General features: G+C 71.5%; 26 protein-coding genes, 1 pseudogene and 1 riboswitch. Of the genes and pseudogenes, 11 read left to right on the plus strand and 16 right to left on the minus strand.

Features of this window, described 5'->3' with window-relative positions:
• Positions 1-55: 55 nt before the first annotated feature.
• On the minus strand, positions 56-448 hold the full coding sequence (locus ACWDYJ_RS29970) for a CBS domain-containing protein (protein ID WP_451568722.1): 393 nt from the start codon (positions 446-448) through the stop codon (positions 56-58).
• A 184-nt stretch (positions 449-632) separates the two neighbouring features.
• On the minus strand, positions 633-1,436 hold the full coding sequence (gene hisN / locus ACWDYJ_RS29975) for a histidinol-phosphatase (protein WP_451568723.1): 804 nt from the start codon (positions 1,434-1,436) through the stop codon (positions 633-635).
• 150 nt (positions 1,437-1,586) lie between these two features.
• Between hisN and ACWDYJ_RS29980 the strand changes: the two genes are divergently transcribed.
• The gene (locus ACWDYJ_RS29980) at positions 1,587-2,198 is read left to right on the plus strand and encodes a TetR/AcrR family transcriptional regulator (RefSeq protein ID WP_451568724.1); all 612 of its coding nucleotides are present in this window, start codon (positions 1,587-1,589) and stop codon (positions 2,196-2,198) included.
• Here the strand turns inward: ACWDYJ_RS29980 and ACWDYJ_RS29985 are convergent.
• The 4 genes from ACWDYJ_RS29985 to ACWDYJ_RS30000 form a co-directional block, all read right to left on the minus strand.
• Positions 2,152-2,475, minus strand: a complete 324-nt coding sequence (locus ACWDYJ_RS29985; RefSeq protein WP_030011402.1) for a DMT family transporter — start codon at positions 2,473-2,475, stop codon at positions 2,152-2,154. The two genes, ACWDYJ_RS29980 and ACWDYJ_RS29985, sit on opposite strands and share 47 nt — an antisense overlap.
• Positions 2,476-2,608: 133 nt before the next feature.
• Positions 2,609-3,619, minus strand: coding sequence for a ribosome small subunit-dependent GTPase A (gene rsgA, locus ACWDYJ_RS29990; RefSeq protein ID WP_451568725.1), 1,011 nt, complete (start codon positions 3,617-3,619; stop codon positions 2,609-2,611).
• Between the two features lie 8 nt (positions 3,620-3,627).
• Positions 3,628-4,989 (minus strand): 3-phosphoshikimate 1-carboxyvinyltransferase, encoded by a 1,362-nt coding sequence (aroA, locus tag ACWDYJ_RS29995; protein WP_451568726.1) that lies wholly within the window; start codon positions 4,987-4,989, stop codon positions 3,628-3,630.
• A 53-nt stretch (positions 4,990-5,042) separates the two neighbouring features.
• The gene (locus ACWDYJ_RS30000) at positions 5,043-5,753 is read right to left on the minus strand and encodes a M50 family metallopeptidase (protein ID WP_451568727.1); all 711 of its coding nucleotides are present in this window, start codon (positions 5,751-5,753) and stop codon (positions 5,043-5,045) included.
• 53 nt (positions 5,754-5,806) lie between these two features.
• Between ACWDYJ_RS30000 and ACWDYJ_RS30005 the strand changes: the two genes are divergently transcribed.
• From ACWDYJ_RS30005 to def, 8 genes and pseudogenes are all read left to right on the plus strand, one after another.
• Positions 5,807-6,622 carry an SOS response-associated peptidase gene (locus tag ACWDYJ_RS30005; protein WP_451568728.1) on the plus strand — a complete coding sequence of 272 codons (816 nt, stop codon included), beginning with the start codon at positions 5,807-5,809 and terminating at the stop codon, positions 6,620-6,622.
• 17 nt (positions 6,623-6,639) lie between these two features.
• Positions 6,640-7,296, plus strand: a complete 657-nt coding sequence (locus tag ACWDYJ_RS30010; RefSeq protein ID WP_451568729.1) for an alpha/beta hydrolase family protein — start codon at positions 6,640-6,642, stop codon at positions 7,294-7,296.
• A gap of 332 nt (positions 7,297-7,628) precedes the next feature.
• Positions 7,629-8,273 carry a sigma-70 family RNA polymerase sigma factor gene (locus ACWDYJ_RS30015; RefSeq protein WP_266576354.1) on the plus strand — a complete coding sequence of 215 codons (645 nt, stop codon included), beginning with the start codon at positions 7,629-7,631 and terminating at the stop codon, positions 8,271-8,273.
• The gene (rsrA, locus tag ACWDYJ_RS30020) at positions 8,270-8,572 is read left to right on the plus strand and encodes a mycothiol system anti-sigma-R factor (protein WP_053676413.1); all 303 of its coding nucleotides are present in this window, start codon (positions 8,270-8,272) and stop codon (positions 8,570-8,572) included. Before ACWDYJ_RS30015 ends, rsrA begins: the two co-directional genes overlap by 4 nt.
• Before the next feature lie 173 nt (positions 8,573-8,745).
• Positions 8,746-10,143 (plus strand): annotated as a pseudogene (locus tag ACWDYJ_RS30025) (HD-GYP domain-containing protein); the annotation flags it as partial.
• A gap of 263 nt (positions 10,144-10,406) precedes the next feature.
• Positions 10,407-11,684 carry an HD-GYP domain-containing protein gene (locus tag ACWDYJ_RS30030; protein ID WP_451568730.1) on the plus strand — a complete coding sequence of 426 codons (1,278 nt, stop codon included), beginning with the start codon at positions 10,407-10,409 and terminating at the stop codon, positions 11,682-11,684.
• Positions 11,685-11,789: 105 nt separating this feature from the next.
• Positions 11,790-12,797 (plus strand): tetratricopeptide repeat protein, encoded by a 1,008-nt coding sequence (locus tag ACWDYJ_RS30035; RefSeq protein WP_451568731.1) that lies wholly within the window; start codon positions 11,790-11,792, stop codon positions 12,795-12,797.
• Between the two features lie 57 nt (positions 12,798-12,854).
• On the plus strand, positions 12,855-13,490 hold the full coding sequence (gene def / locus ACWDYJ_RS30040) for a peptide deformylase (RefSeq protein WP_451568732.1): 636 nt from the start codon (positions 12,855-12,857) through the stop codon (positions 13,488-13,490).
• Here def and ACWDYJ_RS30045 read toward each other — a convergent pair.
• The 7 genes from ACWDYJ_RS30045 to ACWDYJ_RS30075 form a co-directional block, all read right to left on the minus strand.
• The gene (locus ACWDYJ_RS30045) at positions 13,466-13,606 is read right to left on the minus strand and encodes a hypothetical protein (protein WP_451568733.1); all 141 of its coding nucleotides are present in this window, start codon (positions 13,604-13,606) and stop codon (positions 13,466-13,468) included. The two genes, def and ACWDYJ_RS30045, sit on opposite strands and share 25 nt — an antisense overlap.
• Positions 13,607-13,752: 146 nt before the next feature.
• Positions 13,753-14,736 (minus strand): helix-turn-helix domain-containing protein, encoded by a 984-nt coding sequence (locus ACWDYJ_RS30050; protein WP_451568734.1) that lies wholly within the window; start codon positions 14,734-14,736, stop codon positions 13,753-13,755.
• Between the two features lie 216 nt (positions 14,737-14,952).
• Positions 14,953-15,306, minus strand: coding sequence for a DUF3703 domain-containing protein (locus tag ACWDYJ_RS30055; protein ID WP_451568735.1), 354 nt, complete (start codon positions 15,304-15,306; stop codon positions 14,953-14,955).
• A 46-nt stretch (positions 15,307-15,352) separates the two neighbouring features.
• On the minus strand, positions 15,353-16,069 hold the full coding sequence (locus tag ACWDYJ_RS30060) for a helix-turn-helix domain-containing protein (protein ID WP_451568736.1): 717 nt from the start codon (positions 16,067-16,069) through the stop codon (positions 15,353-15,355).
• A gap of 21 nt (positions 16,070-16,090) precedes the next feature.
• Positions 16,091-17,047: a ribonucleotide-diphosphate reductase subunit beta gene (locus ACWDYJ_RS30065; RefSeq protein ID WP_451568748.1), complete on the minus strand. Its 957-nt coding sequence runs from the start codon at positions 17,045-17,047 to the stop codon at positions 16,091-16,093.
• A 62-nt stretch (positions 17,048-17,109) separates the two neighbouring features.
• Positions 17,110-19,485 carry a ribonucleoside-diphosphate reductase subunit alpha gene (locus ACWDYJ_RS30070; protein WP_451568737.1) on the minus strand — a complete coding sequence of 792 codons (2,376 nt, stop codon included), beginning with the start codon at positions 19,483-19,485 and terminating at the stop codon, positions 17,110-17,112.
• Positions 19,486-19,628: 143 nt separating this feature from the next.
• A riboswitch (cobalamin riboswitch) is annotated at positions 19,629-19,762 on the minus strand.
• A gap of 41 nt (positions 19,763-19,803) precedes the next feature.
• Positions 19,804-20,298 carry a GNAT family N-acetyltransferase gene (locus ACWDYJ_RS30075; RefSeq protein WP_451568738.1) on the minus strand — a complete coding sequence of 165 codons (495 nt, stop codon included), beginning with the start codon at positions 20,296-20,298 and terminating at the stop codon, positions 19,804-19,806.
• A gap of 76 nt (positions 20,299-20,374) precedes the next feature.
• On the opposite strand from ACWDYJ_RS30075, the gene ACWDYJ_RS30080 reads away from it, so the two are divergent.
• On the plus strand, positions 20,375-20,959 hold the full coding sequence (locus ACWDYJ_RS30080) for a Uma2 family endonuclease (protein ID WP_451568739.1): 585 nt from the start codon (positions 20,375-20,377) through the stop codon (positions 20,957-20,959).
• Between the two features lie 54 nt (positions 20,960-21,013).
• Here ACWDYJ_RS30080 and ACWDYJ_RS30085 read toward each other — a convergent pair whose 3' ends face one another.
• The 3 genes from ACWDYJ_RS30085 to ACWDYJ_RS30095 all read right to left on the minus strand — a co-directional run bounded on the left by ACWDYJ_RS30085 (position 21,014) and on the right by ACWDYJ_RS30095 (position 24,348).
• A complete protein-coding gene (locus tag ACWDYJ_RS30085; protein WP_451568740.1) occupies positions 21,014-21,208 on the minus strand; it encodes a YbdD/YjiX family protein in 195 nt (64 codons plus the stop codon).
• The gene (locus tag ACWDYJ_RS30090) at positions 21,205-23,454 is read right to left on the minus strand and encodes a carbon starvation CstA family protein (protein WP_451568741.1); all 2,250 of its coding nucleotides are present in this window, start codon (positions 23,452-23,454) and stop codon (positions 21,205-21,207) included. The genes ACWDYJ_RS30085 and ACWDYJ_RS30090 overlap by 4 nt, the downstream gene beginning before the upstream one ends.
• 129 nt (positions 23,455-23,583) lie before the next feature.
• On the minus strand, positions 23,584-24,348 hold the full coding sequence (locus tag ACWDYJ_RS30095) for a GntR family transcriptional regulator (protein WP_451568749.1): 765 nt from the start codon (positions 24,346-24,348) through the stop codon (positions 23,584-23,586).
• A gap of 292 nt (positions 24,349-24,640) precedes the next feature.
• Between ACWDYJ_RS30095 and ACWDYJ_RS30100 the strand changes: the two genes are divergently transcribed.
• Positions 24,641-25,924, plus strand: coding sequence for an extracellular solute-binding protein (locus tag ACWDYJ_RS30100; RefSeq protein WP_451568742.1), 1,284 nt, complete (start codon positions 24,641-24,643; stop codon positions 25,922-25,924).
• Positions 25,925-25,957: the final 33 nt, after the last annotated feature.

Genomic DNA, 25,957 nt, shown 5'->3' on the forward strand with positions numbered 1-25,957 from the left:
CCCGGGGCGCCCCACCCCCCCCCGGTGGGGCCCGCCCCGGCGTCGTTCGCCCGCCCTACGCCGGTACGGTGCGCCGCGGCGCGACCCAGCTGCGGATGATGTCGCGTACGGACACGATGCCCACCGGTCCGCCGTGTTCCAGCACGATCAGATGGCGGAAACCGCCGTGCGCCATGGCCTCGGCTGCTTCCTGAAGCGTGGCCTGCGGGGTGCAGAACACGACGTTGTTGGTGGTGTGCGCGCCCACGGTCTCCCGGTCGGGATCGTGGCCCGCCCCGATCGAGTTGAGGATGTCGCGCTCGGTCAGGATGCCGATGCCGCTGTTGTCGGGGTCGAGGACGACGGCCGCACCCACGTGCCGGCCGGACATCAGGCAGGCCGCCTGCCGGAGGGTGTGGGCGGGTCCGAGGGTGAGTATCACGGTGCTCATGGCGTCACGGACGAGCATGAAGAGAGCCACCTCCTGGTGAATCCCCCCGCGGGGCGGGTGCGCTCGAGCCCTGCACGAGAACCGACTTAGAGAAGAGTTTCACAAGCGCACAAGCGGGGGGATCCTCAGATTCCCACGGGTACGGGACGCCAGCAAGGAGCGTGCACGGGTTGTGTCCGGCGCGTTCACCCGCGCACGGCGCTCAGGCGCGCGGACGCAGCAGGTCCAGCATCTCCTCGTGCAGCAGGCCGTTCGAGGCGGCGGCGTTCCCGCCGTGCACCCCGTCCACGCCGTCCAGGCTCGTGAAGCGGCCGCCCGCCTCCTGGACCACGACCGCGATGGCGGCCATGTCCCACAGGTTCAGCTCCGGCTCGGCGCACAGGTCCAGGGAGCCCTCCGCGACCATCATGTACGGCCAGAAGTCGCCGTAGCCGCGCGTACGCCAGCACCTGCGCGTCAGGTCGAGGAACCCGGCGAGCCGGCCCCGCTCCTCCCAGCCGGTCAGCGAGGAGTACCCGAACGAGGCGTCGCCCAGGGTCGAGACCTTGGAGACGCCGATCGCGCCGGTCTCGCCGAGCGCGCCGCCCGCGTACGCCCCGCCGCCCTGCGCAGCCCACCAGCGCCGGCCCAGCGCCGGCGCCGACACCACGCCGACCACCGGGCGGAACACCCCGTCGGCGCCCTCCGCCATGAGGGAGATCAGCGTCGCCCAGACGGGGACGCCGCGCACGTAGTTCTTCGTCCCGTCGATCGGGTCCACGACCCAGCGGCGCGGGCCGGTGCCCTGGAGCCCGTACTCCTCGCCCAGGATCGCGTCGTCGGGCCGGGCGGCCTCGATCCCGGCCCGGATGATCTCCTCGGCGGCCTTGTCGGCCTCGCTCACCGGGGTCATGTCCGGCTTCGTCTCGACCACCAGGTCGAGGGCGCGGAACCGCTGCATCGTGGCGGCGTCCGCCGCGTCGGCGAGTTCGAGGGCAAGGCGGAGGTCATCGTCATACTCGGGCATGTCCGAACAGTATCGAGACTCCCGCGGCCGGGCGACCGGGGTCCACAGTGCGGCCGGGAGGCACCCTTGACAGGACCTGTCGGCCCGTCAACTCTGGCGAGTGAGCGCAGCCAACGAACACGGCCAGTGAACCCAGCGGGGGAGGCGACGATGCCGGCGGCCCGGGAGTCCTTGCTGGAAGCGGCGGAAGCGGCCCTGTCCGCGCGCCCCTGGCCGGCCGTACGGATGGTCGAGGTGGCGGCCACGGCCGGGGTGTCCCGGCAGACCCTCTACAACGAGTTCGGCGGCAAGGAAGGCCTCGGCCGCGCCCTGGTGCGCCGCGCCGCCGACCGGTACCTCGACGGCGTCGACCGGGCCTTGACCCCCGACCGTCGCCATGGCCCGGGGGCAGCCGCCGAGCGGCTCGCCGCCGTCGCCGAGTGGACCGTACGGGCGGCGGACACGCAACCCCTCCTGAGGGCCCTGCTGACCGGCAGCTGGAGCGCCGCCCTGCCCGCACCGCCCCGGCACGGAGCGCACCGCGGAGCCCGGACGGGGGCCCTGCCGCTGGGCCCCGGGGAACTGGCCCGAGCCGTACGCGACCGGGCCGCCGCCGCCCTCACGCCGGAGCCGGCACTGCGCTGCGAGCTCGCGGTGCGGCTCGCGCTGTCCTACGTGGTCGCCCCGGGAGAGGAGCCGGGACCGGGGGAACTGCTCCGCCTGCTCGGTGGACCGCTCAGTGCGCCGACCCGGACAGCTGGAGCCCGATCACCCCGAGGATGACCAGCGAGATCGAGACGAGTTTGAGGGTGGAGACGAGATCGCCGAGGAAGACCATCCCGTAGATCGCGGTCCCGGCCGCCCCGATGCCCGTCCAGACCGCGTACGCCGGGCCCACGTCCAGCTTCTTCAGCGCGAGGGTCAGCAGGCCGAAACTGCCGAGCGCGAAGCACGCGAAGGCGACGGTCGGCCACAGTCTGGTGAATCCGTGGGAGAGCTTGAGGCAGACCGCGAAACCGGTCTCCAGGAGTCCGGCGACCACGACCAGCAGCCACGCCATGGCGAATGCCTCCCCGCGTCATGTGACCCGGTCTCGGCCTGACTCCCGGCCCGAACCTGCGCGCCACTCGGTGCGATTATGCATTTATCCAGACAGGTCGTCCGGTAAACGCGGCCACACGACACACCCGCGATCAGTCGCCCTCGCGCCGCTCCCGCGTCTCCAGCAGCCGCCGCAGCGAATACAGCCGCGCCGGGTCCGCGTGACCGTCCTCCACCCACTTGTCGAGCGCGCAGTCCGGCTCGTCGTGACTGCACGCCCGCGGGCACTCCTCCGTGCCCGGCACGAGGTCCGGGAAGGCCAGGATCACGCGGGAGGGGTCCACGTGGTGCAGACCGAAGGAGCGCACGCCCGGGGTGTCGATGACCCAGCCCTCCATCCCGGGCAGCGGCAGCGCCAGCGCCGAGGTGGTGGTGTGCCGTCCGCGCCCGGTGACCGCGTTGACCACTCCGGTCGCCCGCTTGCGGTCCGGCGCCACCAGCGAGTTGACCAGGGTGGTCTTGCCGACGCCCGAGTGGCCCACGAAGGCCGTTATCCGGCCCTCCAGCTTCTCACGCACCTTGTCGGCGGCGTCGCCCGTCGCCAGCTCGTCGCGGTTGGTGACGACGTAGTTCACCCCGAGCGTGGAGTAGATCTCCAGGATCTTGTCGGGGGAGGTGAGGTCCGACTTGGTGAGGACCAGCAGCGGCTCCAGCCCGGCGTCGTACGCGGCCACCAGGCAGCGGTCGATCATCCGGGGCCGGGGCTCCGGATCGGCCAGGGCCGTGACGATGGCCAGTTGGTCGGCGTTGGCGACGACCACGCGCTCGTACGGGTCGTCGTCGTCGGCGGTGCGGCGCAGGACGGACTTGCGCTCCTCGATCCGCACGATCCGGGCCAGGGTGTCCTTCTTCCCCGACAGGTCACCGACGATCCAGACCCGGTCGCCGACCACCGCCGCCTTGCGGCCCAGCTCCCTGGACTTCATCGCGTGGATCGCGCGGTTCCCGACCAGGCAGGTCAGCCGGCCGCGGTCGACGGTCAGGACGAAACCCTCGGAGGCGTCCTCGTGCTTCGGGCGGATGTTCGTCCGCGGCCGGTTGCCCTTGGGGTTCGGGCGGGTCGGAATGTCGTCCTCATCGGTGTGCTTGCCGTACCTGCGCATGTCCGGCCCTACGCTCCCGCGCCCGTCGGCGCTTTACCGAGCATGTCGGTCCACATCTTCGGGAAGTCCGGCAGGGTCTTCGCGGTCGTGGCCACGTTCTCGATCTTCACGCCCTCCACGGCCAGGCCGATCACCGCGCCCGCGGTGGCCATCCGGTGGTCGTCGTAGGTGTGGAAGACCCCGCCGTGCAACGGACGGGGGCGGATGTGCAGGCCGTCGGCGGTCTCGGTGACATCGCCGCCGAGCCCGTTGATCTCCGCGGTCAGCGCCGCCAGCCGGTCCGTCTCGTGCAGCCGCAGGTGCTGGACACCGCGCAGGACCGACTCGGAGTCGGCGAGCGCCGCGACCGCCGCGATGCCCGGGGTCAGCTCGCCGACCTCGCCCAGGTCCACGTCGATGCCGTGGATCTTGCCGGTGCCGGTGAAGACCAGGCCCTCGTCGGTCAGCTCGCAGGACCCGCCCATCTCCGTGAAGATCCGGCGCAGCGCGTCACCGGGCTGCGTGGTGCGGCGCGGCCAGTCCGGGATCGTGACCGTGCCGCCGGTGATCAGGGCCGCGGCCAGGAACGGCTGGGCGTTGGAGAGGTCGGGCTCCACGACCATGTCGCGGCCGAGGAGCGCGCCGGGCGTGACCCGCCACACGTTCTTCTCGCCCCCGGCCTCGGGGGTGTCGACCTGGGCGCCCGCCGCGCGCAGCATCTCCACCGTCATCCGGATGTGCGGCATCGACGGCAGCGTCCTGCCGGTGTGCCGGACCTCCACGCCCTGGTTGAAGCGCGGGGCGGAGAGCAGCAGCGCCGAGACGAACTGCGAGGAGTTGGAGGCGTCGATCTCGACCGTGCCGCCTTCCAGGGCCCCGCCGCCCTGGACGGTGAGGGGCAGCGCGCCCCGGCCGTCGTCGTCGATGCGGGCGCCCAGGGCGCGCAGCGCGTTGATGACCTCGTCGAGGGGGCGCTCGTAGGAGCGCGGGTCGCCGTCGAAACGGATGTCACCGGCGGCGAGGGTCGCGACGGGCGGCAGGAAGCGCATGACCGTGCCCGCGTTGCCGACGTCGACGGTGGCCGGGCCGTGCAGGGCGGCCGGGATGATGCGCCAGGCCTCCCCGCCCACCGCGGCCGAGGTGGATCCGGCGGAGCTGGAGGAGACCGTCTCCTCGATGCCTACGCCCAGCGCGCGCAGCGCGTCCGCCATCAGCTGGGAATCGCGCGAGCGCAGCGGGCGGCGCACCCAGCCCGGTTCGGCGGCGAGGGCGGCGAGCACGAGGGCGCGGTTGGTGACCGATTTGGAACCCGGCACGGTGACGGTGGCGTGGACGGCGCCGTCCGCGAGCGGAGCGGGCCAGAGGGCTTGGAGCGCGGGGGTCTCGGTCATGGCCTCCACTTTAGTGGCTTCCCACGACCCCCGATCTGGATCGCGGTCCCGTCTCAGAGACCGAGCAGCCAGCGCCCGCCGCCGATCAGGGAACACAGCGCGACCGTGTGGAAGAGGAGCAGCCAGACGAGGGGATGCACATGGGTGAGCCGTCCGAGCTGGTCCGCGTCCGAGTCCGGCGCGCCACCGCGGCGGCGCTTGGCCTGGAGCTCGAACACCGGACGGACCCCGCCCAGCAGCAGGAACCACACCACCGCGTACGCGAACACCGCCTGGACCTCGGTCGGCGTCAGCCAGGAGACCAGGACGAACGTGCCGCCGGTCAGCACCACCGTCAGGACCCCGTACGCGTTCCGGATCATGACCAGCATCACCACCAGCAGCGCGGTCGCCGCCCACAGCAGCAGCGTGATCCGGTGGGCCGACAGCAGGGCGGCCCCGCCGAGGCCGAGGAGCGAGGGCGCCGTGTACCCGGCGGCGGCGGTCAGGACCATCCCGGTCCCGGTCGGTCTGCCCCGGCTGACGGTGACCCCGCTGGTGTCGGAGTGCAGCCGTATCCCCTGGAGGCGCCGCCCGGTCAGCAGGGCCAGCAGCCCGTGCCCGCCTTCGTGCGCGATGGTGATCGCGTTGCGGGACAGCTGCCACAGCGGGCGGGGGCCCACGGTGGCCAGCGCGGCCAGGCCCGTCGCGACCACCAGCCACCAGGCGGGCTCGGTCTGTATGCCGGTGAGCCGGTCCCAGAGGTCGGCGGTGATGCTGTCCATGGAGTGGCGGACTCCTTGCGGTGGGGGGCGGGGGTCATGGCAGTGTGTCAGCCATGTGCGGAAGGTTTGCGGCGAGTCGTGCCCCCGAGGATCTGGCGGGGATCTTCGGTGTCGAGCGGTGGGAGCCGCAGGAGACCCTGGCCCCCGACTGGAACGTCGCGCCGACGAAGGACGTCCACGTCGTCCTCGACCGTCCCCTCAAAGACGCACCGGACCGCCGTCCGGTTCGCCAGCTGCGAACGCTGAAGTGGGGCCTGGTCCCGTCCTGGGCGAAGAACCCCGAGGGCGCCGCCCGGATGATCAACGCGCGGTCCGAGACCCTGCACGAGAAGCCGTCCTTCCGCCGCCCCTTCGCACAGCGCCGCTGCATCGTCCCCGCCGACGGCTACTACGAATGGGTCACCGCCCACGACGAGCGGCAGCTGGAGGTGGAGGGAAAGAAGAAGCGGGCCCGCAAGCAGCCCTACTTCGTCCTCCCGACCGACGGCTCCGTCTTCGCGATGGCCGGGATATACGAGTTCTGGCGCGACCGGACCGTGCCCGACGAGCACCCGCTCGCCTGGTGGGTGACCTGCTCGGTCATCACCACAGAGGCCGAGACCGGACCGCTGGGCGTCGCTCCCGCCGAGGGGCCGCGCTCGCTCTCCGACATCCACCCCCGGATGCCGCTGATGCTCACACCGGACCGCTGGGACGCCTGGCTGGACCCGGCCCGCGGCGACGAGAACGAGCTGCGCGGGCTGCTGGCGCCGCCGCCGGGCGGGCTGATGCGGGCGTACCCGGTGTCCACCGCCGTGAGCAACGTACGCAACAACGGGCCGGAGCTGCTGGGAGAGCTGGCCGCGCCGGAGGAGGGCACGCTCTTCTGACCGGGCATGATCGGCTCATGAGCAGCCGAACCGAGAGCGTCGACACCCCGGCGGGCGAGGCCCGCGTCACCTGGCACACCGCCCGCAAGGCCCGGATCGTGCTCGCCCTGGGCCACGGCGCCGGCGGCGGCATCGAGGCCCGCGACCTCCAGGCCCTCGCCGCCGCCCTGCCCCCGCAGGGCGTCACCGTCGCCCTCGTCGAGCAGCCCTGGCGGGTCGCCGGGAAGAAGGTCGCCGCCGCGCCGAAGGTACTGGACGAGGGCTGGCGGGGCCTGTGGCCCGCGCTGCGACGGCCCGGCCTGCCGGTGGTGGCCGGCGGGCGCAGCGCCGGGGCCCGGGTGGCCTGCCGGACCGCCGTCGAGCTGGACGCGGCCGGGGTGCTGGCGCTGGCCTTCCCGCTGCACCCGCCGGGCCGGCCCGAGAAGTCCCGGGCCGACGAGCTGCTCGGCGCCGGGCGGCCCACGCTGGTGGTCCAGGGCGGCCGGGACCCGTTCGGGCGCCCCGAGGAGTTCCCGACGCCGGGCGCGGGGGACCCGTACGAACTCGTCGAGGTGCCCTTCGGCGACCACGGCTTCGCGGTGCCGAAGAAGGCAGGCCCCACCCAGGAGGAGGCCCTCGCCGTGATCACCGGCGCCGTGGCCCCGTGGCTCTCCCGGCTCAGCGGGCGCGGGTGACCTGACACATTCCCGTTCCCTTCCCGGGTGATCCCGCTCACCCGGCGCCGGAGCCGACCCGCGGGCCGTCCGAAACCCGTGCCCCGCCCGGGAATGCGCTGCCGAGGCGCCCTGTTGTGGGGAGTGTCGGTACGTAGGGAATGACGTCGGAGGAGAGGGAGCGAATGACCCAGGTCATCAGCCAGAACCGTCCGCAGGCCGCTGACCTGGACTGGACGGTCCTGCCCGCGCCCAAGCGCGCCTCGCCTCGGGCGGCGGAAGGCCGGGATGGTCGACTATTCTCCGATTCGAGCGGATCCGCTTTCGGAGACGCCGCCACGCTGTCGGAGGAGGTGGGTCCTGTCGCTGGGACCGACGAAGGCCAGGCGCAGGAGACAACCCCGGAGCGCAACGCGCGCTTCGAGCGGGACGCCCTCGGCTACCTCGACCAGATGTACTCCGCCGCGCTGCGCATGACGCGCAACCCGGCCGACGCCGAGGACCTGGTCCAGGAGACGTACGCGAAGGCGTACGCGTCCTTCCACCAGTTTCGCGAGGGCACCAACCTCAAGGCGTGGCTGTACCGCATTCTGACCAATACGTTCATCAACTCCTACCGCAAGAAGCAGCGCGAGCCCCAGCGCAGTGCCGCGGAGGAGATCGAGGACTGGCAGCTGGCACGCGCCGAGTCGCACATGTCGACCGGTTTGCGTTCCGCCGAATCGCAGGCACTCGATCACCTGCCCGATTCGGATGTGAAGGAAGCGCTGCAGGCCATTCCGGAGGAGTTCCGCATCGCGGTCTATCTTGCCGACGTAGAGGGCTTTGCGTACAAGGAGATCGCGGACATCATGGGTACACCCATCGGTACGGTCATGTCGCGACTGCACCGTGGCCGCCGTCAACTCCGCGGAATGCTGGAGGACTATGCCCGCGAGCGCGGGCTGGTCCCCGCCGGCGCGGGAGAGTCGAACGACCTGAAAGGCTCGGGCTCATGAGCTGCGGAGAGCCGCACGAGACGGAGTGCGCGGAGGTCCTGGACCATCTCTATGAGTTCCTGGACCACGAGATGCCCGACAGCGACTGCACGAAGTTCGAGACGCACTTCGGCGAGTGCAATCCTTGTCTGGAGAAGTACGGCCTGGAGCAGGCCGTCAAGAAACTGGTGAAGCGCTGCTGCGGATCGGACGACGTGCCGACCGACCTGCGCTCCAAGGTGATGGGGCGGATCGAACTGATCCGGTCGGGTCAGGCCGTGCCCGACCACGACGTCACCGCCGATCCCGCGACCGGCTGAACAACCGCCCCCGGAAGGGCACTTCGTTCACCCGAAGGTGCTAATCCGGGGGCGACCGTACGGCGTAATGCGAAAATGTGCCCCGCTTCCCCCGGGGGCCGACTTATTCTCCCCTTTCGGTACTGGTTTGATTCAGTACCCGGCGTGCACCGCACAGGGGGGAGGAGAGCGCCATGCGGGTACTTCCGCCGACGGCGCGCGCGTACATCCTGTGCGCCGTTCTCGCCGCCGCCGCGTGCGTCGTCCCCGGTCTGACGGACACTTCGACGCCCTGGCCGACCGTGGCCCTGCTGGCCGTCCTCTACCTCGGCTGCGAACTCGTGAAGATCTGCCCCCTGCTGGGCAGGCGCGTCCCCGAGGGCATCGGCTCCTTCTTCCCCGTCGTACTGGCCGCCGTCTTCCTGCTGCCGCCCGCCGCCGCCGCGCTCGTGGCCCTGCCCGGCGGACTCGCCCAGACGGTCGTCCAGCGGCCCGCCCGGGTGCGCCGCGTGTGGCACGGAGCCCAACAGTCCATAGCGGCCTGGGTGGCCGGGCAGGCGTACGGGCTCCTCGGCGGCCGGGAGGCACTCGCCGGCGCGGGAGGCTCCGGCGGCGGGGCCACAGGGCCGCCGGCGGGCGGCCTCGGGCAGGGCGCGGACCCGTCCGCCTGGGTGGCGGACTTCCCCTACGTGATGGGCCCCGCGGCGATCGCCGCCGTCGCCTTCTGCCTCGTGCTCACCGCCCTCGACGGGGGCATCCTGGCCGCCGCCGAACACCGGCCCGCCGCCACCGCCTGGCGCGGACTGCTGACGGGGTTCCCGGCGTCCCGCATCGCCCCGCACTGCGTACACGGCCTCGCCGGACTGATGATGGCCGTCATGTGGCGCAGCCCCTACGGGCTCCCGGCCGCGCTGCTCGTGCTGCTGCCGATGTACATCTCCTGCTGGGTCTTCGCCCAGTACCACCGCGAGCGCGCCGCCCACCGGGCCACGATCCGCGCCCTCGTCCAGGCCGTCGACATCAAGGACCGCTACACGCGCGGCCACAGCGAGCGGGTCGGCCAGGCCTCCGCGATGATCGCCCGCGAGCTGGGCATGGCCGAGAACCGCCTCGAAGTCGTCCGCATCGCCGGGATCCTGCACGACGTCGGCAAGCTCGGCGTACCGACCCGGCTGCTCCGCAAGGACGGGCCGCTGACCCCCGAGGAGCGCCGCGTCATCGAACTGCACCCCGAGTACGGGCACGAGATGGTGCGGGGCATCGGCTTCCTGGGGGAGGCCCGGTCCGCGATCCTCCACCACCACGAGCGGGTCGACGGCTCCGGATATCCGTACGGGCTGACCGGGGAGCAGATCCCGGTCCTCGCCCGGGTGGTGGCGGTGGCCGACTCCTTCGACGCGATGACCTCGACCCGCTCGTACAGCCGGGCCCGGCCGGTGGAGGTCGCCCTGGCGGAACTGGAACGCTGCGCGGGGGCCCAGTTCGACCCGGCCATGGTGCGGGCCCTGGTGGAAGCCATCGGGCGGCACGGCTGGCATCCCGTGGTCACCTCGGACGACGACCTCCAGGTGATCAGCGCCGGAGTGGCAGGGGCCCCGGCCGGAGCGCTGTCGGCCCAGGCCCAGGCCCAGGCCCAGGCCCAGGCCCAGGCCCAGGGCCAGGAGCCGGCCACGGCCGGGCAGCTGATCGCCCGGACGGCGCGCGGCAGCGCCGCGATGCCCCCCACCGGCCAGGCCCGAGCCGACGCCGACGGCGGCGAAGCGGAGGACCTGCCGGCCGCCCGCCCGCCCGGCGAGGGCGAGCCGCTGCCCGGCGCCGCCCGGGCCCCCGGCCCCCCGCCCGCCCGGGGCGCCCGGTGAGGGCCTGGGCCGTGTGGGCCGTACGGGGAGCCGCCGCCGTGATCACCGCGGCCGGACTGGGGCACACCCTGTGGACCGGCGTCGCGGACCCCGGCGTCGCCCTCGCCTCCGGCACCCTGATCGCCGTCGGCGAGCTCGCCCGCCGCGACCACCGGGACACGGCCGGGCACCTCCCCGCCGAGGACCGCCAGCCCGCACCGCTCGGCTCCGCCGGAGCCCTCGCCTACGCCCTGCTCGGCCAGAACGCCGGACAGGCCACCCACCACGGGGTGCTCCAGACCGTCGCCGTCGTGGTCGCCGCCGCGCTCGTCGGGATCGTCCCGCACGTCGCCCGGGGCCGCGGACCCGCCCTCGACCACCTGGCCCGCCGGGTGCTCACCGTCGCCTTCGCCGCCGCCTGCTTCCAGCCGCTCTACAACTCCGGCCGACTGGAGGACCGGGTCGGGCAGGGCCCGTACCTCGTCCTCTTCCTGCTGCTCCTGCTCGGCCTCACCGCCCTGTGCGACGCCGTGCTCGCCGCCGCCCTCGCCGGCGCCCGCACGGGGTGGCCGTACGGGCCCCTGCTGCGCGACGAACTGCGCGCCCAGCTCGGCATCGGCTCGGCGATCTGCGCCACCGGGGTCGTGATGGCCCTCGGCGTGGCCGTCGCCGGCCTGTGGGCCCTGCCCGTCTTCAGCGTGCCGCTGCTGCTGACCCAGATGTCCTTCCACCGGATCACCGCCATCCGCACCACCTACCGCCAGACCATCACCTCCCTGGCACGGGCCACCGAGATCGCCGGGTACACCCCGCCCGGCCACTCCCGCCGCGTCGCCGCCCTCAGCTGCGCCGTCGGCCGGGACCTCGGACTGTCGGAGCGGGAGCTCACGGTGCTGGAGTACGCCGCCCTGATGCACGACATCGGCCAGCTCTCCCTCGTCGACCCCGTGCCCTCGGGCGCGACCGCCGAGCTGCCCGCGGCCGAGGCCCGCCGGATCGCCGGGCTCGGCGGCGAGGTGGCCCGGCAGACCGGGGTCCCGCCGGAGGTCGCCGTGATCGTGGAGCGCCAGGCCGACCCGTACCGGGACCAGCCCGTCGCGGCCCGGATCGTGCGCGCGGTGAACGCGTACGACGACCTGGCGGGCGGCGGCCGTCACCCGGGCGGCTCACTGGCCGCCCTGGAGCAGCTGCGGCTGGGCACCGGGCAGGACTACCAGCCGGAGGTCGTGGAGTCTCTGGCGAGGGTTCTGGCCAGGGGCGGACGTGCCAGAGTTGATCCCGTCCGACCGGGGTAACCCATGGGTAATGAGCGGCCGTCCGAGCGGGCATGGTTGGATGCAGAGGAGAGTGTCCGTGAGGGTGTCCGCAAGGCTGCACCGTTGGACCGGCAGGCGGGAATCGTGAGGATCTTCGGGAAGGTACGGCATCGGCCCTCCGCCTCGTGGCGGCAGGCCACCGACCGCGCGTTCACGCTGATCGGCGACGGGCGGTACGAGGACGCGGGCGCGCTCCTGACCAGAGCGGCGGACCTGGAGCCCTGGCTGTCGGAGTCCTGGTTCAACCTGGCCCTGCTGCACAAGTTCCGGCACGACTGGGAGCAGGCGCGGGCCGCCGGGCTGCGCGCCGTGGCCCTGCTGGACCGCGAGACCGGCGCCCCCGACTGGTGGAACGTCGGGATCGCCGCGACCGCGCTCCAGGACTGGCCGCTGGCCCGCAGGGCCTGGCAGGCGTACGGCCTGAAGGTGCCCGATGACCCGCACAGCGCGGCCGCCACCGGGAAGGGCTGTGGCGAACCGGTCGGCATGGAGCTCGGCAGCGCCGCCGTACGGCTCTCGCCCGAAGGCGAGGCCGAGGTGGTCTGGGGCCGCCGGCTCGACCCGGCCCGGATGGAGGTCCTGTCGATCCCGCTGCCCTCCTCCGGGCGGCGCTGGGGCGAGGTCGTCCTCCACGACGGGGTCCCGCACGGCGAGCGGGTCACCGCGGCCGGTCCCTCGTACCCCGTCTTCGACGAGATCGAGCTGTGGGCGCCCTCGCCGGTGCCGACCTGGGTGGTGCTGCTGGAGGCGGCCACGGAGGCGGACCGCGACGCCCTGGAGCAGCTCGCCTCGGACGCGGGCTTCGCCGCCGAGGACTGGTCCTCGTCGGTGCGCCTGCTGTGCCGGACCTGCTCGGAGAGCGCGATGCCGAGCGACGAGGGCGACGGCGACCACCTGGACCCGCACGATCACAGCGAACCGGGCCACCCCGGCCCGCTGGGCCACCGCACGGCCGGTTCCGGATCCCTGTGGGTGCCCGAGCGGGAATGCGGCATCGCGGCGCCGGCGGGTCTGGTGCGCGGACTGCTCGACGGCTGGGTCGCGGACAGTCCGGACAGCCGGGAGTGGCGGGATCTCGAGGAAGTCTGCTGAGCCTGGGCCGTAGGCTGTACCGGCACATCGGTGACTTACGGAAGGCGTACGGCGGACATGGCGCAGCAGGAGAACCAGGTTGTCCCGGTCGATGACGACGGCTACGTCGTGGACACCGAGGACTGTGAGGCGCGCGAGCTCGCCCACCGCGAGCGCGGCACGTCCCGGCCGATCACGGTGGTCGGCAACCCGGTGCTGCACCGGGAGTGCAAGGACGTCACCGAGTTCGGCGACGAGCTGGCCCAGCTGATCGACGACATGTTCGCCAGCCAGAAGACCGCCGAGGGCGTGGGCCTGGCCGCGAACCAGATCGGCGTGGACGCCAAGGTCTTCGTCTACGACTGCCCCGACGACGAGGGCAACCGGCACACCGGTGTCGTGATCAACCCGAAGCTCGTGGAGATCCCGGCCGAGCGGCGCGTGCTCGACGACTCGAACGAGGGCTGCCTCTCCGTCCCGACCGCGTACGCCGCGCTGGCGCGCCCGGACTACGCCGAGGTGACCGGCCAGGACGCGCACGGCAACCCGATCAAGGTCCGGGGTACCGGCTACTTCGCGCGCTGCCTCCAGCACGAGACCGACCACCTGTACGGGTACCTGTACATCGACCGGCTCTCGAAGCGCGACCGCAAGGACGCCCTGCGGCAGATGGCCGAGGGGACCCCGCGCTACGAGATCGTTGCGAACGACTGACCGGGGGCGACGTCCCAGCCGTTGGTGTTCCGGTTGCCGTTGGCGGGGGCGACGTCCCAGCCGTTGCCGTTGACGGTGATCGCCGCGGTGGTGAACAGGCGGGCGGTGTGACACATGATTTCCCCCTGGGAAGTCGGTTCGGGCGCCGCGGGGCCGGAGTGCGGCGCGGCGCCTGGCGTGACCACCGTAGGCGCATCCCGAAGCGGGGGAACGGGACCACAGTCGCCCGTCGACCGCCCGTGTAGGGGCGTTTGAGGCACCGTCACGCCGCCTGCGGGCCCCGGAACGTACGCCGGAAGGAATTCGGGGTGGTGCCCAGCGTCCGCAGGAAGTGGTGGCGCAGGGCGGCCGCGTTGCCGAACCCGCAGCGGCCCGCGATCGCGTCGACCGTCTCGTCCGTGGACTCCAGCAGCTCCTGCGCCAGCAGCACCCGCTGACGGAGCACCCACTGGTACGGGGTGGTGCCGGTCTCCTGGAGGAAGCGACGGGCGAAGGTGCGCGGTGACATGTGCGCGCGCTCCGCGAGCTGCTCGACGGTGATCTCCTCCTCCAAGTGGCGGGCCATCCACCCGATCACCTCGCCCACCGTGTCGCAGGCCGTACGCGCCGGCGGCCGCTGGATGTACTGGGCCTGCCCGCCGTCCCGGTGCGGCGGTACGACCATCCGCCGCGCGATGGTGTTGGCCACCTCCGCGCCCTGCGCCCGCCGTACGACGTGCAGGCACGCGTCGATCCCGGAGGCGGTCCCGGCAGCGGTGACCACCGGGCCCTCGTCCACGTACAGCACGTCGGGATCGACCAGCGCGCGCGGGTAACGGCGGATCAGCTCCGGGGCGTGCATCCAGTGCGTGGTGCAGCGCCGCCCGTCGAGCAGTCCGGCCGCGCCCAGCATGAACGCGCCGCTGCACACGCTCAGCACCTGCGTGCCCCGGTCCACGGCGCGGCGCAGCGAGGCCAGCAGCGGCTCGGGGTAGTCGCGGGTGGCCGCCTCGCGGTCGGCCGGCAGGCAGATCAGATCGGCCTCCTCCAGCCGGTCCGGCCCGTACGGCAGGGACAGCGTGAAGTGGCCGTCGCCGACGGGCAGCGGGTTGTCCTCCACCGCGCAGACGGCGAAGTCGTACGTCGGCAGCCCCATCGCACTGCGGTCGATCCCGAAGACCTCGCAGAAGATGCCCAGCTCGAAGGGGGCGACCCCGTTGACCACCGCGACAGCTACATTTTTCAAAGGGCGCACAGTCTTCAGCATGGTCTCAGTGTGGCAGTAATTCGCACTTTGATGACAGTCCTGCCACTGTCCGGTTCTCGCGGCCGTGGCGAGAGTGGACCCATGAACACAGCACCTCTCGACACGGCGCTTCTCGACACGGCACTTCTCGACTACGTAGCCGTCCTCTTCGTGGCCGCCCTGCTGCTCGGCCCCGCCCTCTACGGCATCGTCCAGGACCGCCGGATCGACCGGCAGCTACGCGCCGCGCAGCACCGCGCGCAGATCATCCGGGACGGGCATCGGCGTGAACAGGCCATCCCGGGCACGCCCCGAATTGCCCTGCGGAACGCGCCCTGCGAGTGACCCGGCGCCCGCCACGAGGATCCGTACGACCTGACCGGCCGTCTCCCCGCGGTCCCGGCAGCGCACGGCGAGGCGGAACATGTGCCAGTGGGCCCGGGTGTGCGGGCCGGCCCAGTTCTGGGACAGGATGTGCGCCCGCTCAAGGGCCGTCCACATGGCGGCGGTGTCCGGGTCGGCGGCGCGGGCCCGGGCCAGTTCCGCCTCGAAGGCGGCGCGGACGCGGGGCGGCATGGGGATCGTCTTCATGCGTCGACGATGCGCCCGGGCGGCCCTCACCGCTTGAACGAACCTGCTACGACCACCGGATCCAGCGGGTGAAGTCCGACGGCGCGATGCCGAACATCCGGCGGCAGACCCGGCTCAGGTGCGCCCCGTCCGCGAAGCCCGCACCGTGCGCGGCGTCCGTCAGCGAGTGACCGGCGGCGACGAGTTCGGCGGCCCGCATCAGCCGCAGCCACAGCACGTACGAGCGGAACGGCAACCCCAGTTCCGCCTGGAAGAGGTGCGCGAGCCGGCTTTCCGACAGCCGCGCCACCGCGGCCGCCTCGGACAGCCGTACGCCGTCCCGCATGCCCTCGGGCAGCCAGGCCAGGACCCGCGCGAGCCCCGGATGCCGGGCCTCGGCGGGCAGCGGGTCCTGAGGGAGTACGGAGTCCAGCGCGCACGCCGCCTCGAACGGATCGGCGGGCAATGCGGGCGGCAGCAGCCCCTGCGCGTCCCCCGCCGGCGCCGCGAGACGGCGCCCCGCGGGCGAGGCGGGGTCGTAGTGCAGCAGCACCCCGCGCGGGGTCCCGCGCAGGACGCGGTGGCGGACGCCGGGCGGGACGACGTACGCCCGGCAGCCGAAGGGCTCTCCCTCCGGGCCGGCCAGGAGCAGCTCGTCCCCGCCCAGCGCGGCGATGACCTGTACGGAGTGGTGCGCGTGCGCGGTGGCGGGAGCGATCACCCCGCCGTACACCAGCCCCCCGGGCCGCAGCCGGGCCGTCCCCGCCCAGGTCGTTCTCCCCATGGGCGGGGACCGTAGCCGGACTTAGAAGTCCTCGTCCAGGTCGACCGTGCCCTCCACGGCGACCTGGTAGGCCGACGGGCGGCGCTCGAAGAAGTTGGTCAGTTCCTGGACGCCCTGGAGCTCCATGAACGAGAACGGGTTCTCCGAGCCGTACACGGGCGCGAAGCCGAGGCGGACCAGGCGCTGGTCCGCGACGCACTCCAGGTACGCGCGCATCGACTCGGTGTTCATGCCCGGCAGGCCCTCGCCGCACAGGTCGCGGCCGAACTGCAGCTCCGCCTCCACGGCCTCCTTCAGCATGTCGGTGACCTGCTGCTGAAGGGCGTCGTCGAAGAGCTCCGGCTCCTCCTTGCGGACCGTGTCGATGACCTCGAAAGCGAAGCTCATGTGGGCGCTTTCGTCCCGGAACACCCAGTTGGTGCCCGTGGCCAGGCCGTGCAGCAGGCCGCGCGAGCGGAACCAGTACACGTACGCGAAGGCGCCGTAGAAGAACAGGCCCTCGATGCACGCGGCGAAGCAGATCAGGTTCAGCAGGAAGCGGCGGCGGTCGGCCGCCGTCTCCAGGCGGTCGAGCTTCTCGACCTCGTTGATCCACTTGAAGCAGAACTGCGCCTTCTCGCGGATGGAGGGGATCTCCTCCACCGCGTCGAAGGCGGCCGCGCGGTCGTCCGGGTCGGGCAGGTAGGTGTCGAGCAGCGTCAGATAGAACTGGACGTGCACGGCCTCCTCGAACAGCTGGCGCGACAGGTACAGGCGCGCCTCCGGGGAGTTGATGTGCTTGTACAGAGTGAGCACGAGGTTGTTCGAGACGATCGAGTCGCCCGTCGCGAAGAAGGCGACCAGCCGGCCGATCATGTGCTGCTCGGAAGGCGTCAGCTTCGCGAGGTCGGCGACGTCCGAGTGGAGGTCGACCTCCTCCACCGTCCAGGTGTTCTTGATCGCGTCGCGGTAGCGCTCGTAGAAGTCCGGGTAGCGCATGGGGCGGAGGGTGAGCTCGAAGCCCGGGTCCAGAAGGTTCTTCGTCTTGTCGGTGGTGCTGGTCACTGGCAGGCCTCGCAGGACTCGGGGTTCTCAAGGGAGCAGGCGAGCGCGTCCGCGTCGGCGACAGCCTCGGGGAGCGCTACGGGGGTTGCGGCCTGCGCGGCGCGGGCGATCTTCGTCGCCGGGCGGGAGCGCAGGTAGTACGTGGTCTTCAGGCCCTGCTTCCAGGCGTACGCGTACATCGACGAGAGCTTCCCGATGGTCGGCGTCTCCAGGAACAGGTTCAGCGACTGCGACTGGTCGAGGAACGGCGTACGGGCCGCCGCCATGTCGATCAGGCCGCGCTGCGGGATCTCCCAGGCCGTGCGGTACAGCTCGCGCACCTCGGCCGGGATCCAGCCGAAGCCCTGGACCGAGCCGCTGGACTCGCGCAGTGCCTCGCGGGTCTGGGCGTCCCACACGCCGAGCCGCTTCAGCTCGTCCACCAGGTAGGCGTTGACCTGGAGGAACTCGCCGCTGAGGGTCTCGCGCTTGAAGAGGTTGGAGACCTGCGGCTCGATGCACTCGTACACGCCCGCGATCGAGGCGATGGTCGCCGTCGGGGCGATGGCGAGAAGGAGGGAGTTGCGCATGCCGGTTTCGGCGACGCGGGCGCGCAGGGCGTCCCACCGCTCCGGCCAGTTCAGCTCGACGTCGTAGTGGTCCGGGTGCAGGACGCCGCGCGCGGTGCGGGTCTTGTCCCAGGCCGGGAGCGGGCCGCTGCGCTCGGCGAGGTCGCAGGAGGCCTCGTACGCGGCGAGCATGATCCGCTCGGAGAGCTTCGTGGACAGCGCCTTCGCCTCGGGGGAGTCGAAGGGCAGCTTCAGCTTGAAGAAGACGTCCTGCAGGCCCATCGCGCCCAGACCCACCGGACGCCAGCGGGCGTTGGAGCGGCCGGCCTGCTCGGTCGGGTAGAAGTTGATGTCCACGACGCGGTCGAGGAAGGTCACGGCGGTGCGGACGGTCTCGTCCAGACGCTCCCAGTCGATCTCCCCCTCCACGACGAAGGCGCCCATGTTGACCGAGCCGAGGTTGCAGACGGCCGTCTCGCCGTCGTTGGTGACCTCGATGATCTCGGTGCACAGGTTGGAGGAGTGGACGACCGAGCCCGGCTCGGCGGTCTGGTTCGCCGTGCGGTTGGAGGCGTCCTTGAAGGTCATCCAGCCCTGGCCGGTCTGCGCGAGGGTGCGCATCATCCGGCCGTACAGGTCGCGGGCGGGCATGGTCTTGCGCGCCAGGCCGTCCGCCTCGGCCTTGCGGTACGCGGCGTCGAACGCGTCGCCCCACAGGTCGACGAGCTCGGGCACGTCGGCCGGGGAGAACAGCGACCAGTCGGCGTCGGAATTCACGCGGCGCATGAACTCGTCCGGCACCCAGTGGGCCAGGTTCAGGTTGTGCGTACGGCGCTGGTCCTCACCGGTATTGTCACGCAGCTCCAGGAACTCCTCGATGTCCGCGTGCCAGGTCTCCAGGTAGACGGCGGCGGCGCCCTTGCGCCGGCCGCCCTGGTTCACGGCGGCGACGGAGGCGTCGAGGGTCTTCAGGAACGGCACGATGCCGTTGGAGTGGCCGTTGGTGCCGCGGATCAGCGAACCGCGGGCGCGGATGCGGGAGTACGAGAGACCGATGCCGCCCGCGTGCTTGGACAGGCGCGCCACCTGGTGGTAGCGGTCGTAGATCGAGTCGAGCTCGTCCAGCGGGGAGTCCAGCAGGTAGCAGGAGGACATCTGCGGGTGCCGGGTGCCGGAGTTGAAGAGCGTGGGGGAGGACGGCAGGTAGTCGAGGCGGCTCATCAGTCGGTAGAGCGAGGCCACTTCCTCGACGGCCGGGATGCTTTCGTCCGCGGCGAGGCCGCAGGCCACGCGCAGCATGAAGTACTGCGGGGTCTCGATGACCTGGCGGGTGATCGGGTGGCGCAGCAGGTAGCGGCTGTGCAGCGTCCGCAGGCCGAAGAAGCCGAAGCGGTCGTCCGCGCCTTCGGCGAGGGCGTGCTCGACCAGCGCGTCCAGGCGGCGCGCGTGGGTCCGTACGAAGGAGGCCGTACGGTCGGCGATGAGCCCCTCGCGGTGACCGACCTCCACGGAGGCGGCGAAGGAGGTGGCGCCCTGGCCGGCGGCCTCGGCGGCGACGGCCAGCGTCAACAGCCGGGCGGCGAGACGGGAGTACGCCGGGTCCTCGGAGATCAGGCCCGCCGCGGCCTCGGTGGCCAGTCCGCGCAGTTCGGCCTCGTCGGCGACGGAGCTGCGCCCGCGCAGGGCGGCGGCGGCGACCTTGCCGGGGTCGGTGTCGGGGAGGTCGGCCGTCAGCTCGGTCAGGGTGCGCAGCAGCGCGGCCCCAGGACCTTGCGGGTCGGACGGAACGGACTCGGCGCGCGGTGCGGCAGGCGCGATGGTCACGGGGGGAGCTCTCCCTCGCTCGGCCCGGTCATCGGCGGGGCGGGGCGCGACGGAGCGCATGCGGGCGTGGCAGGTACGCGTACACCGCATGGCGTCCACCGGCCCAACCGCGAGGCCCGGACGTATCGGCACCCGGTTCGGTCGAGCCGGGCGCGCTGTCGGCAGGTCCTCGGACTTGCGGGTGCACGAAGGGGTGCACTTCATACCGTTGCGGGACAGTTCCGGATTCGCACCGGATTCCCCTGCGGCGACAGCAGCCTTGAGCATACATGTGGGGGCGCCCGCTTGCGTGACCCCCCACATGTTGTGTCGGCGCGGCTACAGCTCCAGTCGGTACGTGAGGAGCGTCAGCCCCGGAACCGGGGCCCAGTCCCGCTCCGGAGTACGGACGAAGCCGAGCCGTTCGTAGATCCGCTGGGCGCCGGTCATGCCGCGCTGGGTGGACAGCACCAGGTGCGTGACGCCCTCCAACTGCCGGGCGCGGGCCACGCAGGCGCGGACCAGGGCCTCGCCCACGCCCCGCCCGCGGGCCTCGCGGGAAACGGCCAGCATCCGGAACTCCGCCTCGCCCGGCCCGGCGATGTCGGCCAGCGGGCTCCCGGGCGGGGCGAAGGTCACGCCGCCGAGCACGGTGCCCTCGTACGCGGCGACGAGGACCTCCCCATCGGCGGCCCGGCCGGCGACATCGCGCAGCACGCCCGCGTAGTACGCCTCGCCGGAGGTCAGCAGCCCGTCGCCCAAGTACGCCTGCGCGGTGAGCTCGCCCAGCTCTTCGTATTCGGCGGGCACTGCCGGCCTGATCAAGATGTCCATGCGGTCGAGTGTGCCGGACGGGTGTCGGTCGTCGGCGCTATCGTCGGAGAGCACCGTCGAAGAAGGTGAGCGAGGCATGACCGTGATGACCGACCGGCCCCACATGACGATCGAAGAGTTCGAGCACCTGGCCCGCACAGCGGCCCGCGAGGCGGAGGGGCTGCGACTGGAATTCATCGGTGGGGTGCTGAGGAGCAAGGCCATGCCGGACGGGGACCACGGGCGGGTCATTCTGTGGCTGACGCGGATCTGCGTGCAGCACCACCCGGAGTTCTGGCTGCACCCAGGGCGGGGGATCAAGGCAGAACAGTACCGGGAGGGCCGCGCCATTCCGGACGGGGTTCTGGCGCACGAGGACGCGTTCGTAGGACAGGGCCACTGGGTGGATCCGAGCCCGATCCTGATGGCCGTCGAGGTGACCACGTGGGACTCCGACACCGAGCGGCGCGACCGGATCGAGAAGCCGCGCGCTTATGCGCAGACCGGTATCCCCGTCTACCTCCTCATCGACCGGCTCAAGTGCCAGGTTCTCGTCCACAGCGACCCGGATGGCGACCGCTACGAGACTGTGCGCACCGTTCCCTTCGGCAAGGAAGTCAAGCTTCCCGAACCCGTCGGCATCACCCTCCAGACCGAGCCCCTCAAGGACTGGGTGCGCTGAGCACGCCGCAGGGCCCCCGCCCAGGATGGGCGGGGGCCCTGCGTACGTATGGGCTCAGCAGCAGCGGAAGCCCTCGCGGGGGTTCGCCTCGCGGGCGTCCGTGCGCTCGCGTTCGAAGGCGCGGCGGGTCATGACCTCCGCGTCCGGGGCGTGGGAACGGGCGTGGGCGACGTACCGGTCGTAGGCCGCCTCCCCCGAGAACTCCCGTACGTAGAACCGGGCTCGCGCGAGGACGCTGCGCAGGCTCATGACGACACCGGCTCCTTCGCCCGGCCGCCGCCCGAGTCGAGGCCGGCGGTCGCGAGTTCCGCCTTCTCCTCGGCCGTCGCGATCAGACCGGCCGGGGCGACGATCTTCGACTCGGTCCACGGGACCTCGGAGAGCTTCACGGACTCCGGGTTGCTGATGGCCTTGAAGCAGGTCCGGGCCGCGTCCGCCAGCACCACGATGATCAGGACCGCGAACAGCACCGACAGGACGCCGTCGACCGTGGCGTTGGTGACCACGGTGTGCATGTCGTCCATGTTCTTGGCGGGCGGCAGCACCTTCCCGGCGTCGATGCCGGTCTGGTACTTCTCGCGCTGCGCGAAGAAGCCGACCTTCACGTCCTCGGAGAAGATCTTCTGGTAGCTGGCGGTGAGGGTGACGGCCACGTCCCAGGCGAGCGGAACACCCGTGATCCAGGCCCACTTGAGCCGTCCGGACTTGATCAGCAGGGTCGTGCAGACGGCCAGGGCCACCGCCGCGAGCAGCTGGTTCGCGATGCCGAACAGCGGGAAGAGCTGGTTGATGCCGCCCAGCGGGTCCTTGACGCCGACCCACAGGAAGTAGCCCCAGCCGCCGACGACGACCGCGCTCGCCAGCCACACGCCCGGCTTCCAGCTGACCTCCTTGAAGGACTTGTGCACGTTGCCGAGGGTGTCCTGGAGCATGAACCGCCCGACGCGGGTGCCCGCGTCGACCGTCGTCAGGATGAAGAGGGCCTCGAACATGATGGCGAAGTGGTACCAGAAGGCCTTCATCGCGGTCCCGCCGATCACGGCGGAGAAGATCTCGGACATGCCGAGCGCGAAGGTCGGCGCACCGCCCGTACGGGACAGCAGGCTGCTCTCCTCCACGTCCTTCGCGGCCTGCGCGAGGGCCTCCGGGCTGATGGCGAAGCCGAAGTTCGTCACGGCCTGCGAGGCGGACTCGACGGTGGTGCCTATGACGCCGCCGGGGGAGTTCACCGCGAAGAAGAGACCGGGCTCGATGATGCAGGCCGCGATCATCGCCATGATGGCGACGAAGGACTCGGTCAGCATCGCGCCGTAGCCGATGACCCGGACCTGGGTCTCCTTCTGGATCATCTTCGGGGTGGTGCCCGAGGCGACCAGGGAGTGGAAGCCGGACAGGGCCCCGCAGGCGATGGTGATGAAGACGAAGGGGAACATCGAACCGGCGAAGACCGGTCCGTCGCCGCGCGTGGCGAAGTCGGTGACGGCGGGCATCTTCAGGGTCGGCATCGCGATGACCACGCCCAGCGCGAGCAGCGCGATGGTGCCGACCTTCATGAAGGTGGAGAGGTAGTCACGCGGTGCGAGCAGCATCCACACCGGCAGCACCGAGGCGACGAAGCCGTACACGATCATCCATATGACCAGCGTCTCCTTCTCCAGGGTGAAGGTGTCCGCCCAGGAGGATTCGGCGACCCAGCCGCCCGCGACGATGGCGAGCAGGAGCAGCGCGACGCCGATGGCCGAGACCTCGGTGACCCGCCCTGGCCGCAGCACGCGCAGGTAGACGCCCATGAAGAGGGCGATCGGGATGGTCATGCCGATGGAGAAGACGCCCCAGGGGGAGTGCGCCAGCGCGTTGACGATCACCAGGGCCAGCACCGCCAGCAGAATGATCATGATGGCGAACACGGCGACCAGGGCGGCGGCTCCGCCGACGGGGCCGATCTCGTCGCGGGCCATCTGCCCGAGCGAACGCCCGTCGCGCCGGGTGGAGAAGAACAGCGTCACCATGTCCTGCACGGCACCGGCGAAGATGACGCCCGCGACGATCCAGATGGTGCCCGGCAGGTAACCCATCTGCGCGGCGAGCACGGGGCCGACCAGCGGGCCCGCGCCGGCGACGGCGGCGAAGTGGTGCCCGAAGAGCACCCGCCGGTCGGTGGGATGGAAGTCGACACCGTTGTCGAGGCGTTCGGCGGGGGTGGCCCGCGTCTTGTCGACCTTCAGTACGCGCCGGGCGATGAACCGCGCGTAGAAGCGGTAGCCGATGGCGTACGAGCCGAGCGCGGCGGCGAGCAGCCAGGCGGCGGAGATCTCCTCGCCCCGGGACAGCGCCAGCACGCCCCAGCCGACGGCTCCGACGAGGGCGACGAGCGCCCACAGGGCGATCGACTGCGGTGAGAGCCTCCCCGCCGAACCCGACGGAGAAGGCGAGTCCGGCTCGACGCCTGGACTCGCCTTGTCTCGACCTGTCCCTGTTGCCTCAGGTTCCGGCATGATCCTCGTCCCCTCGTTGATCACTGCGTGAGCGCAGGGAATCTACGGGGGCTCGACCGCTGGATGGAAGCCCCCGTCCGTATAGCGGTATGAGCGTCCACCGCAGGTCGAACGGGAGTCAACCGTTGATCACACAGCAGGTCGCTGGAGACGGGCAACGAACTTGTAACGGTCGCCGCGATATACCGATCGCACCCATTCGACCGGTTCGCCATCGGCGTCCAGCGAGTGGCGGGAGAGCATCAGCATCGGCAGTCCGACGTCCGTGCCGAGCAGTCCGGCCTCGCGCGGGGTGGCCAGCGAGGTCTCGATGGTCTCCTCGGCCTCGGCGAGCCGTACGTCGTACACCTCGGCGAGGGCCGTGTAGAGAGAGGTGTACTTGACCAGCGAACGGCGCAGCGCGGGGAAGCGCTTGGCCGACAGGTGCGTGGTCTCGATGGCCATCGGCTCGCCGCTGGCCAGGCGCAGCCGTTCGATGCGCAGGACCCGTCCGCCGGTGGAGATCTTCAGCAGCCCGGCCAGGGTGTCGTCCGCCGTGACGTAGCCGATGTCGAGGAGCTGGGACGTCGGTTCGAGTCCCTGGGCCCTCATGTCCTCAGTGTACGAGGAGAGTTGGAGCGGCTGGGACACCTTCGGCTTGGCGACGAAGGTTCCCTTGCCCTGGATCCGTTCCAGCCGGCCCTCGACGACGAGCTCCTGAAGGGCCTGCCGGACGGTGGTCCGCGAGGTGTCGAACTCGGCCGCGAGCGTGCGCTCGGGCGGCACGGGTGTGCCGGGGGGGAGCGTTTCGGTCATGTCGAGCAAGTGGCGCTTGAGTCGGTAGTACTTGGGCACACGCGCGGTGCGAGTGGCTGCCCCGCCTTCCGGCTCCGTGGTCGCCCCTTCGGTGGCCATCGCCGCCCGCCTTCCCGACTCCAGTTTCGCTGCCGTCACCGGCTCCTCCGATATGTGCGGTCACATCGTGACACGGGCGGGAGGGCAGGCCTCCTCCCTCCCCCAGGTGTCGGTCCGATAACGGACCGAGCACCCGCTCATTAGACCCTTGACACCCCTAAAGGTCTAGGCCAAGCTCCCGTTACTGGTCTAAACCAATCCGGATCAGATCCCGGCCCACGGGCAGTACTTGGTGCTTATGTCACCGCGGCGGGCGAGGGAAGTTGCAGGCAGCATCCCTGAGGAGGGTGGCGTGAAGCGCAAGCTCATCGCGGCGGTCAGTGTCGCGGGCATGATGGTCGGAGTCGCGGCATGCGGCAACGGCGGCGACGACAAGGCGAAGACCGACGCGGGTGGCGCCAAGGAGATCACCGTCTGGGTGATGGACGGCTCCGCGCCGAAGGCCTGGCTCGACGAGGTCAACAAGGAGTTCTCGGCCAAGCACCCCGGTGTCACGGTCAAGGTCGAGGAGCAGAAGTGGACGGGCATTCAGGAGAAGGTCACCACGGCCCTCTCCGAGAACACCCCGCCGGACGTCATCGAGCTCGGTAACACCCAGACCGTCGGATACGCGGTCACCGGCGGCCTCGCCGACCTCACGGGCGACAAGTCCAAGCTGGGCGCGGGCGCCTGGGGCAAGGGCATGCTCTCCTCGGCCGAGGTCGACGGCAAGCTGTACGCCGCTCCCTGGTACGCCGCCAACCGCGTCGTCGTCTACGACAAGAAGGCGTACGAGAAGGCCGGCATCACCCCGCCGAAGACCCGCGACGAGTGGGTGGCCGGCCTGGAGAAGCTGAAGGCCTCGGACCCGGCCTCGCAGCCGATCTACCTCCCCGGCCAGAGCTGGTACATCCTCGCGGGCTTCGTCTGGGACGAGGGCGGCGACCTCGCCGTCAAGGACGGCGGCAAGTGGAAGGGCCAGCTGAGCACTCCGCAGGCGGCCTCCGCCATGGACTTCTACAAGAAGCTCCAGTCCTTCTCCACCGCCCCCAAGGACAAGGACGAGGCCACCCCGCAGCAGTCCACCGACATCATCCCCAAGGGTGGCGTCTCCTCCTGGATCGGTCTCGGCTGGGAGGCCCAGGGTGCGCTCAAGGCCATGAAGGAAGCGGGCAAGGAAGGCGACTTCGGCTACTTCCCGATCCCGGGCAAGACCGCTGACAAGCCCGGCTCCGTCTTCCTCGGCGGCTCGAACCTCGCCGTGGCCGAGCGCTCCAAGAACAAGGAGCTCGCCAAGGAGTGGCTGGCCCTCGCCGCAGGCAAGGACCAGATGACGAAGTACGCCGCCGCCACCGAGGGCGCGCTGCTCCCGAACCAGCAGGCCGCCAACTTCGCGGCCCCGGCCGGCTCCTTCGCCGAGGCGATGGCCACGGCCGCCGCCGCCGGCAAGATCACCCCGGTCACCGCGGGCTGGGCGAACGTCGAGACCGAGCCGAACCCCATCAAGGAGTTCATGACCAAGGTCCTGAAGGGTGAGGACGCCGCCAAGGCGGGCGCGGACGCGGACAAGGAAATCGCGAGCCGCATCAACAAGTAACCCCACCCGCAGCACCGGCAACACCGCAGCACC

This window comes from Streptomyces sp. NPDC003042 (genome assembly GCF_053591315.1).

Coding starts and splice junctions, on each gene's coding strand:
- hisN (WP_451568723.1), bottom strand. CDS start 1,436: ATGCCCGAGTATGACGATGACCTCCGCCTTGCCCTCGAACTCGCCGAC.
- ACWDYJ_RS30000 (WP_451568727.1), bottom strand. CDS start 5,753: ATGGACAGCATCACCGCCGACCTCTGGGACCGGCTCACCGGCATACAG.
- ACWDYJ_RS30080 (WP_451568739.1), top strand. CDS start 20,375: ATGACCGTGATGACCGACCGGCCCCACATGACGATCGAAGAGTTCGAG.
- rsrA (WP_053676413.1), top strand. CDS start 8,270: ATGAGCTGCGGAGAGCCGCACGAGACGGAGTGCGCGGAGGTCCTGGAC.
- aroA (WP_451568726.1), bottom strand. CDS start 4,989: ATGACCGAGACCCCCGCGCTCCAAGCCCTCTGGCCCGCTCCGCTCGCG.
- ACWDYJ_RS30005 (WP_451568728.1), top strand. CDS start 5,807: ATGTGCGGAAGGTTTGCGGCGAGTCGTGCCCCCGAGGATCTGGCGGGG.
- ACWDYJ_RS30095 (WP_451568749.1), bottom strand. CDS start 24,348: ATGGCCACCGAAGGGGCGACCACGGAGCCGGAAGGCGGGGCAGCCACT.
- ACWDYJ_RS30055 (WP_451568735.1), bottom strand. CDS start 15,306: ATGAAGACGATCCCCATGCCGCCCCGCGTCCGCGCCGCCTTCGAGGCG.
- ACWDYJ_RS29985 (WP_030011402.1), bottom strand. CDS start 2,475: ATGGCGTGGCTGCTGGTCGTGGTCGCCGGACTCCTGGAGACCGGTTTC.
- ACWDYJ_RS30060 (WP_451568736.1), bottom strand. CDS start 16,069: ATGGGGAGAACGACCTGGGCGGGGACGGCCCGGCTGCGGCCCGGGGGG.
- rsgA (WP_451568725.1), bottom strand. CDS start 3,619: ATGCGCAGGTACGGCAAGCACACCGATGAGGACGACATTCCGACCCGC.
- def (WP_451568732.1), top strand. CDS start 12,855: ATGGCGCAGCAGGAGAACCAGGTTGTCCCGGTCGATGACGACGGCTAC.
- ACWDYJ_RS30090 (WP_451568741.1), bottom strand. CDS start 23,454: ATGCCGGAACCTGAGGCAACAGGGACAGGTCGAGACAAGGCGAGTCCA.
- ACWDYJ_RS30045 (WP_451568733.1), bottom strand. CDS start 13,606: ATGTGTCACACCGCCCGCCTGTTCACCACCGCGGCGATCACCGTCAAC.
- ACWDYJ_RS30085 (WP_451568740.1), bottom strand. CDS start 21,208: ATGAGCCTGCGCAGCGTCCTCGCGCGAGCCCGGTTCTACGTACGGGAG.
- ACWDYJ_RS30075 (WP_451568738.1), bottom strand. CDS start 20,298: ATGGACATCTTGATCAGGCCGGCAGTGCCCGCCGAATACGAAGAGCTG.
- ACWDYJ_RS30065 (WP_451568748.1), bottom strand. CDS start 17,047: ATGCGCTACCCGGACTTCTACGAGCGCTACCGCGACGCGATCAAGAAC.
- ACWDYJ_RS30050 (WP_451568734.1), bottom strand. CDS start 14,736: ATGCTGAAGACTGTGCGCCCTTTGAAAAATGTAGCTGTCGCGGTGGTC.
- ACWDYJ_RS29970 (WP_451568722.1), bottom strand. CDS start 448: ATGCTCGTCCGTGACGCCATGAGCACCGTGATACTCACCCTCGGACCC.
- ACWDYJ_RS29980 (WP_451568724.1), top strand. CDS start 1,587: ATGCCGGCGGCCCGGGAGTCCTTGCTGGAAGCGGCGGAAGCGGCCCTG.
- ACWDYJ_RS30010 (WP_451568729.1), top strand. CDS start 6,640: ATGAGCAGCCGAACCGAGAGCGTCGACACCCCGGCGGGCGAGGCCCGC.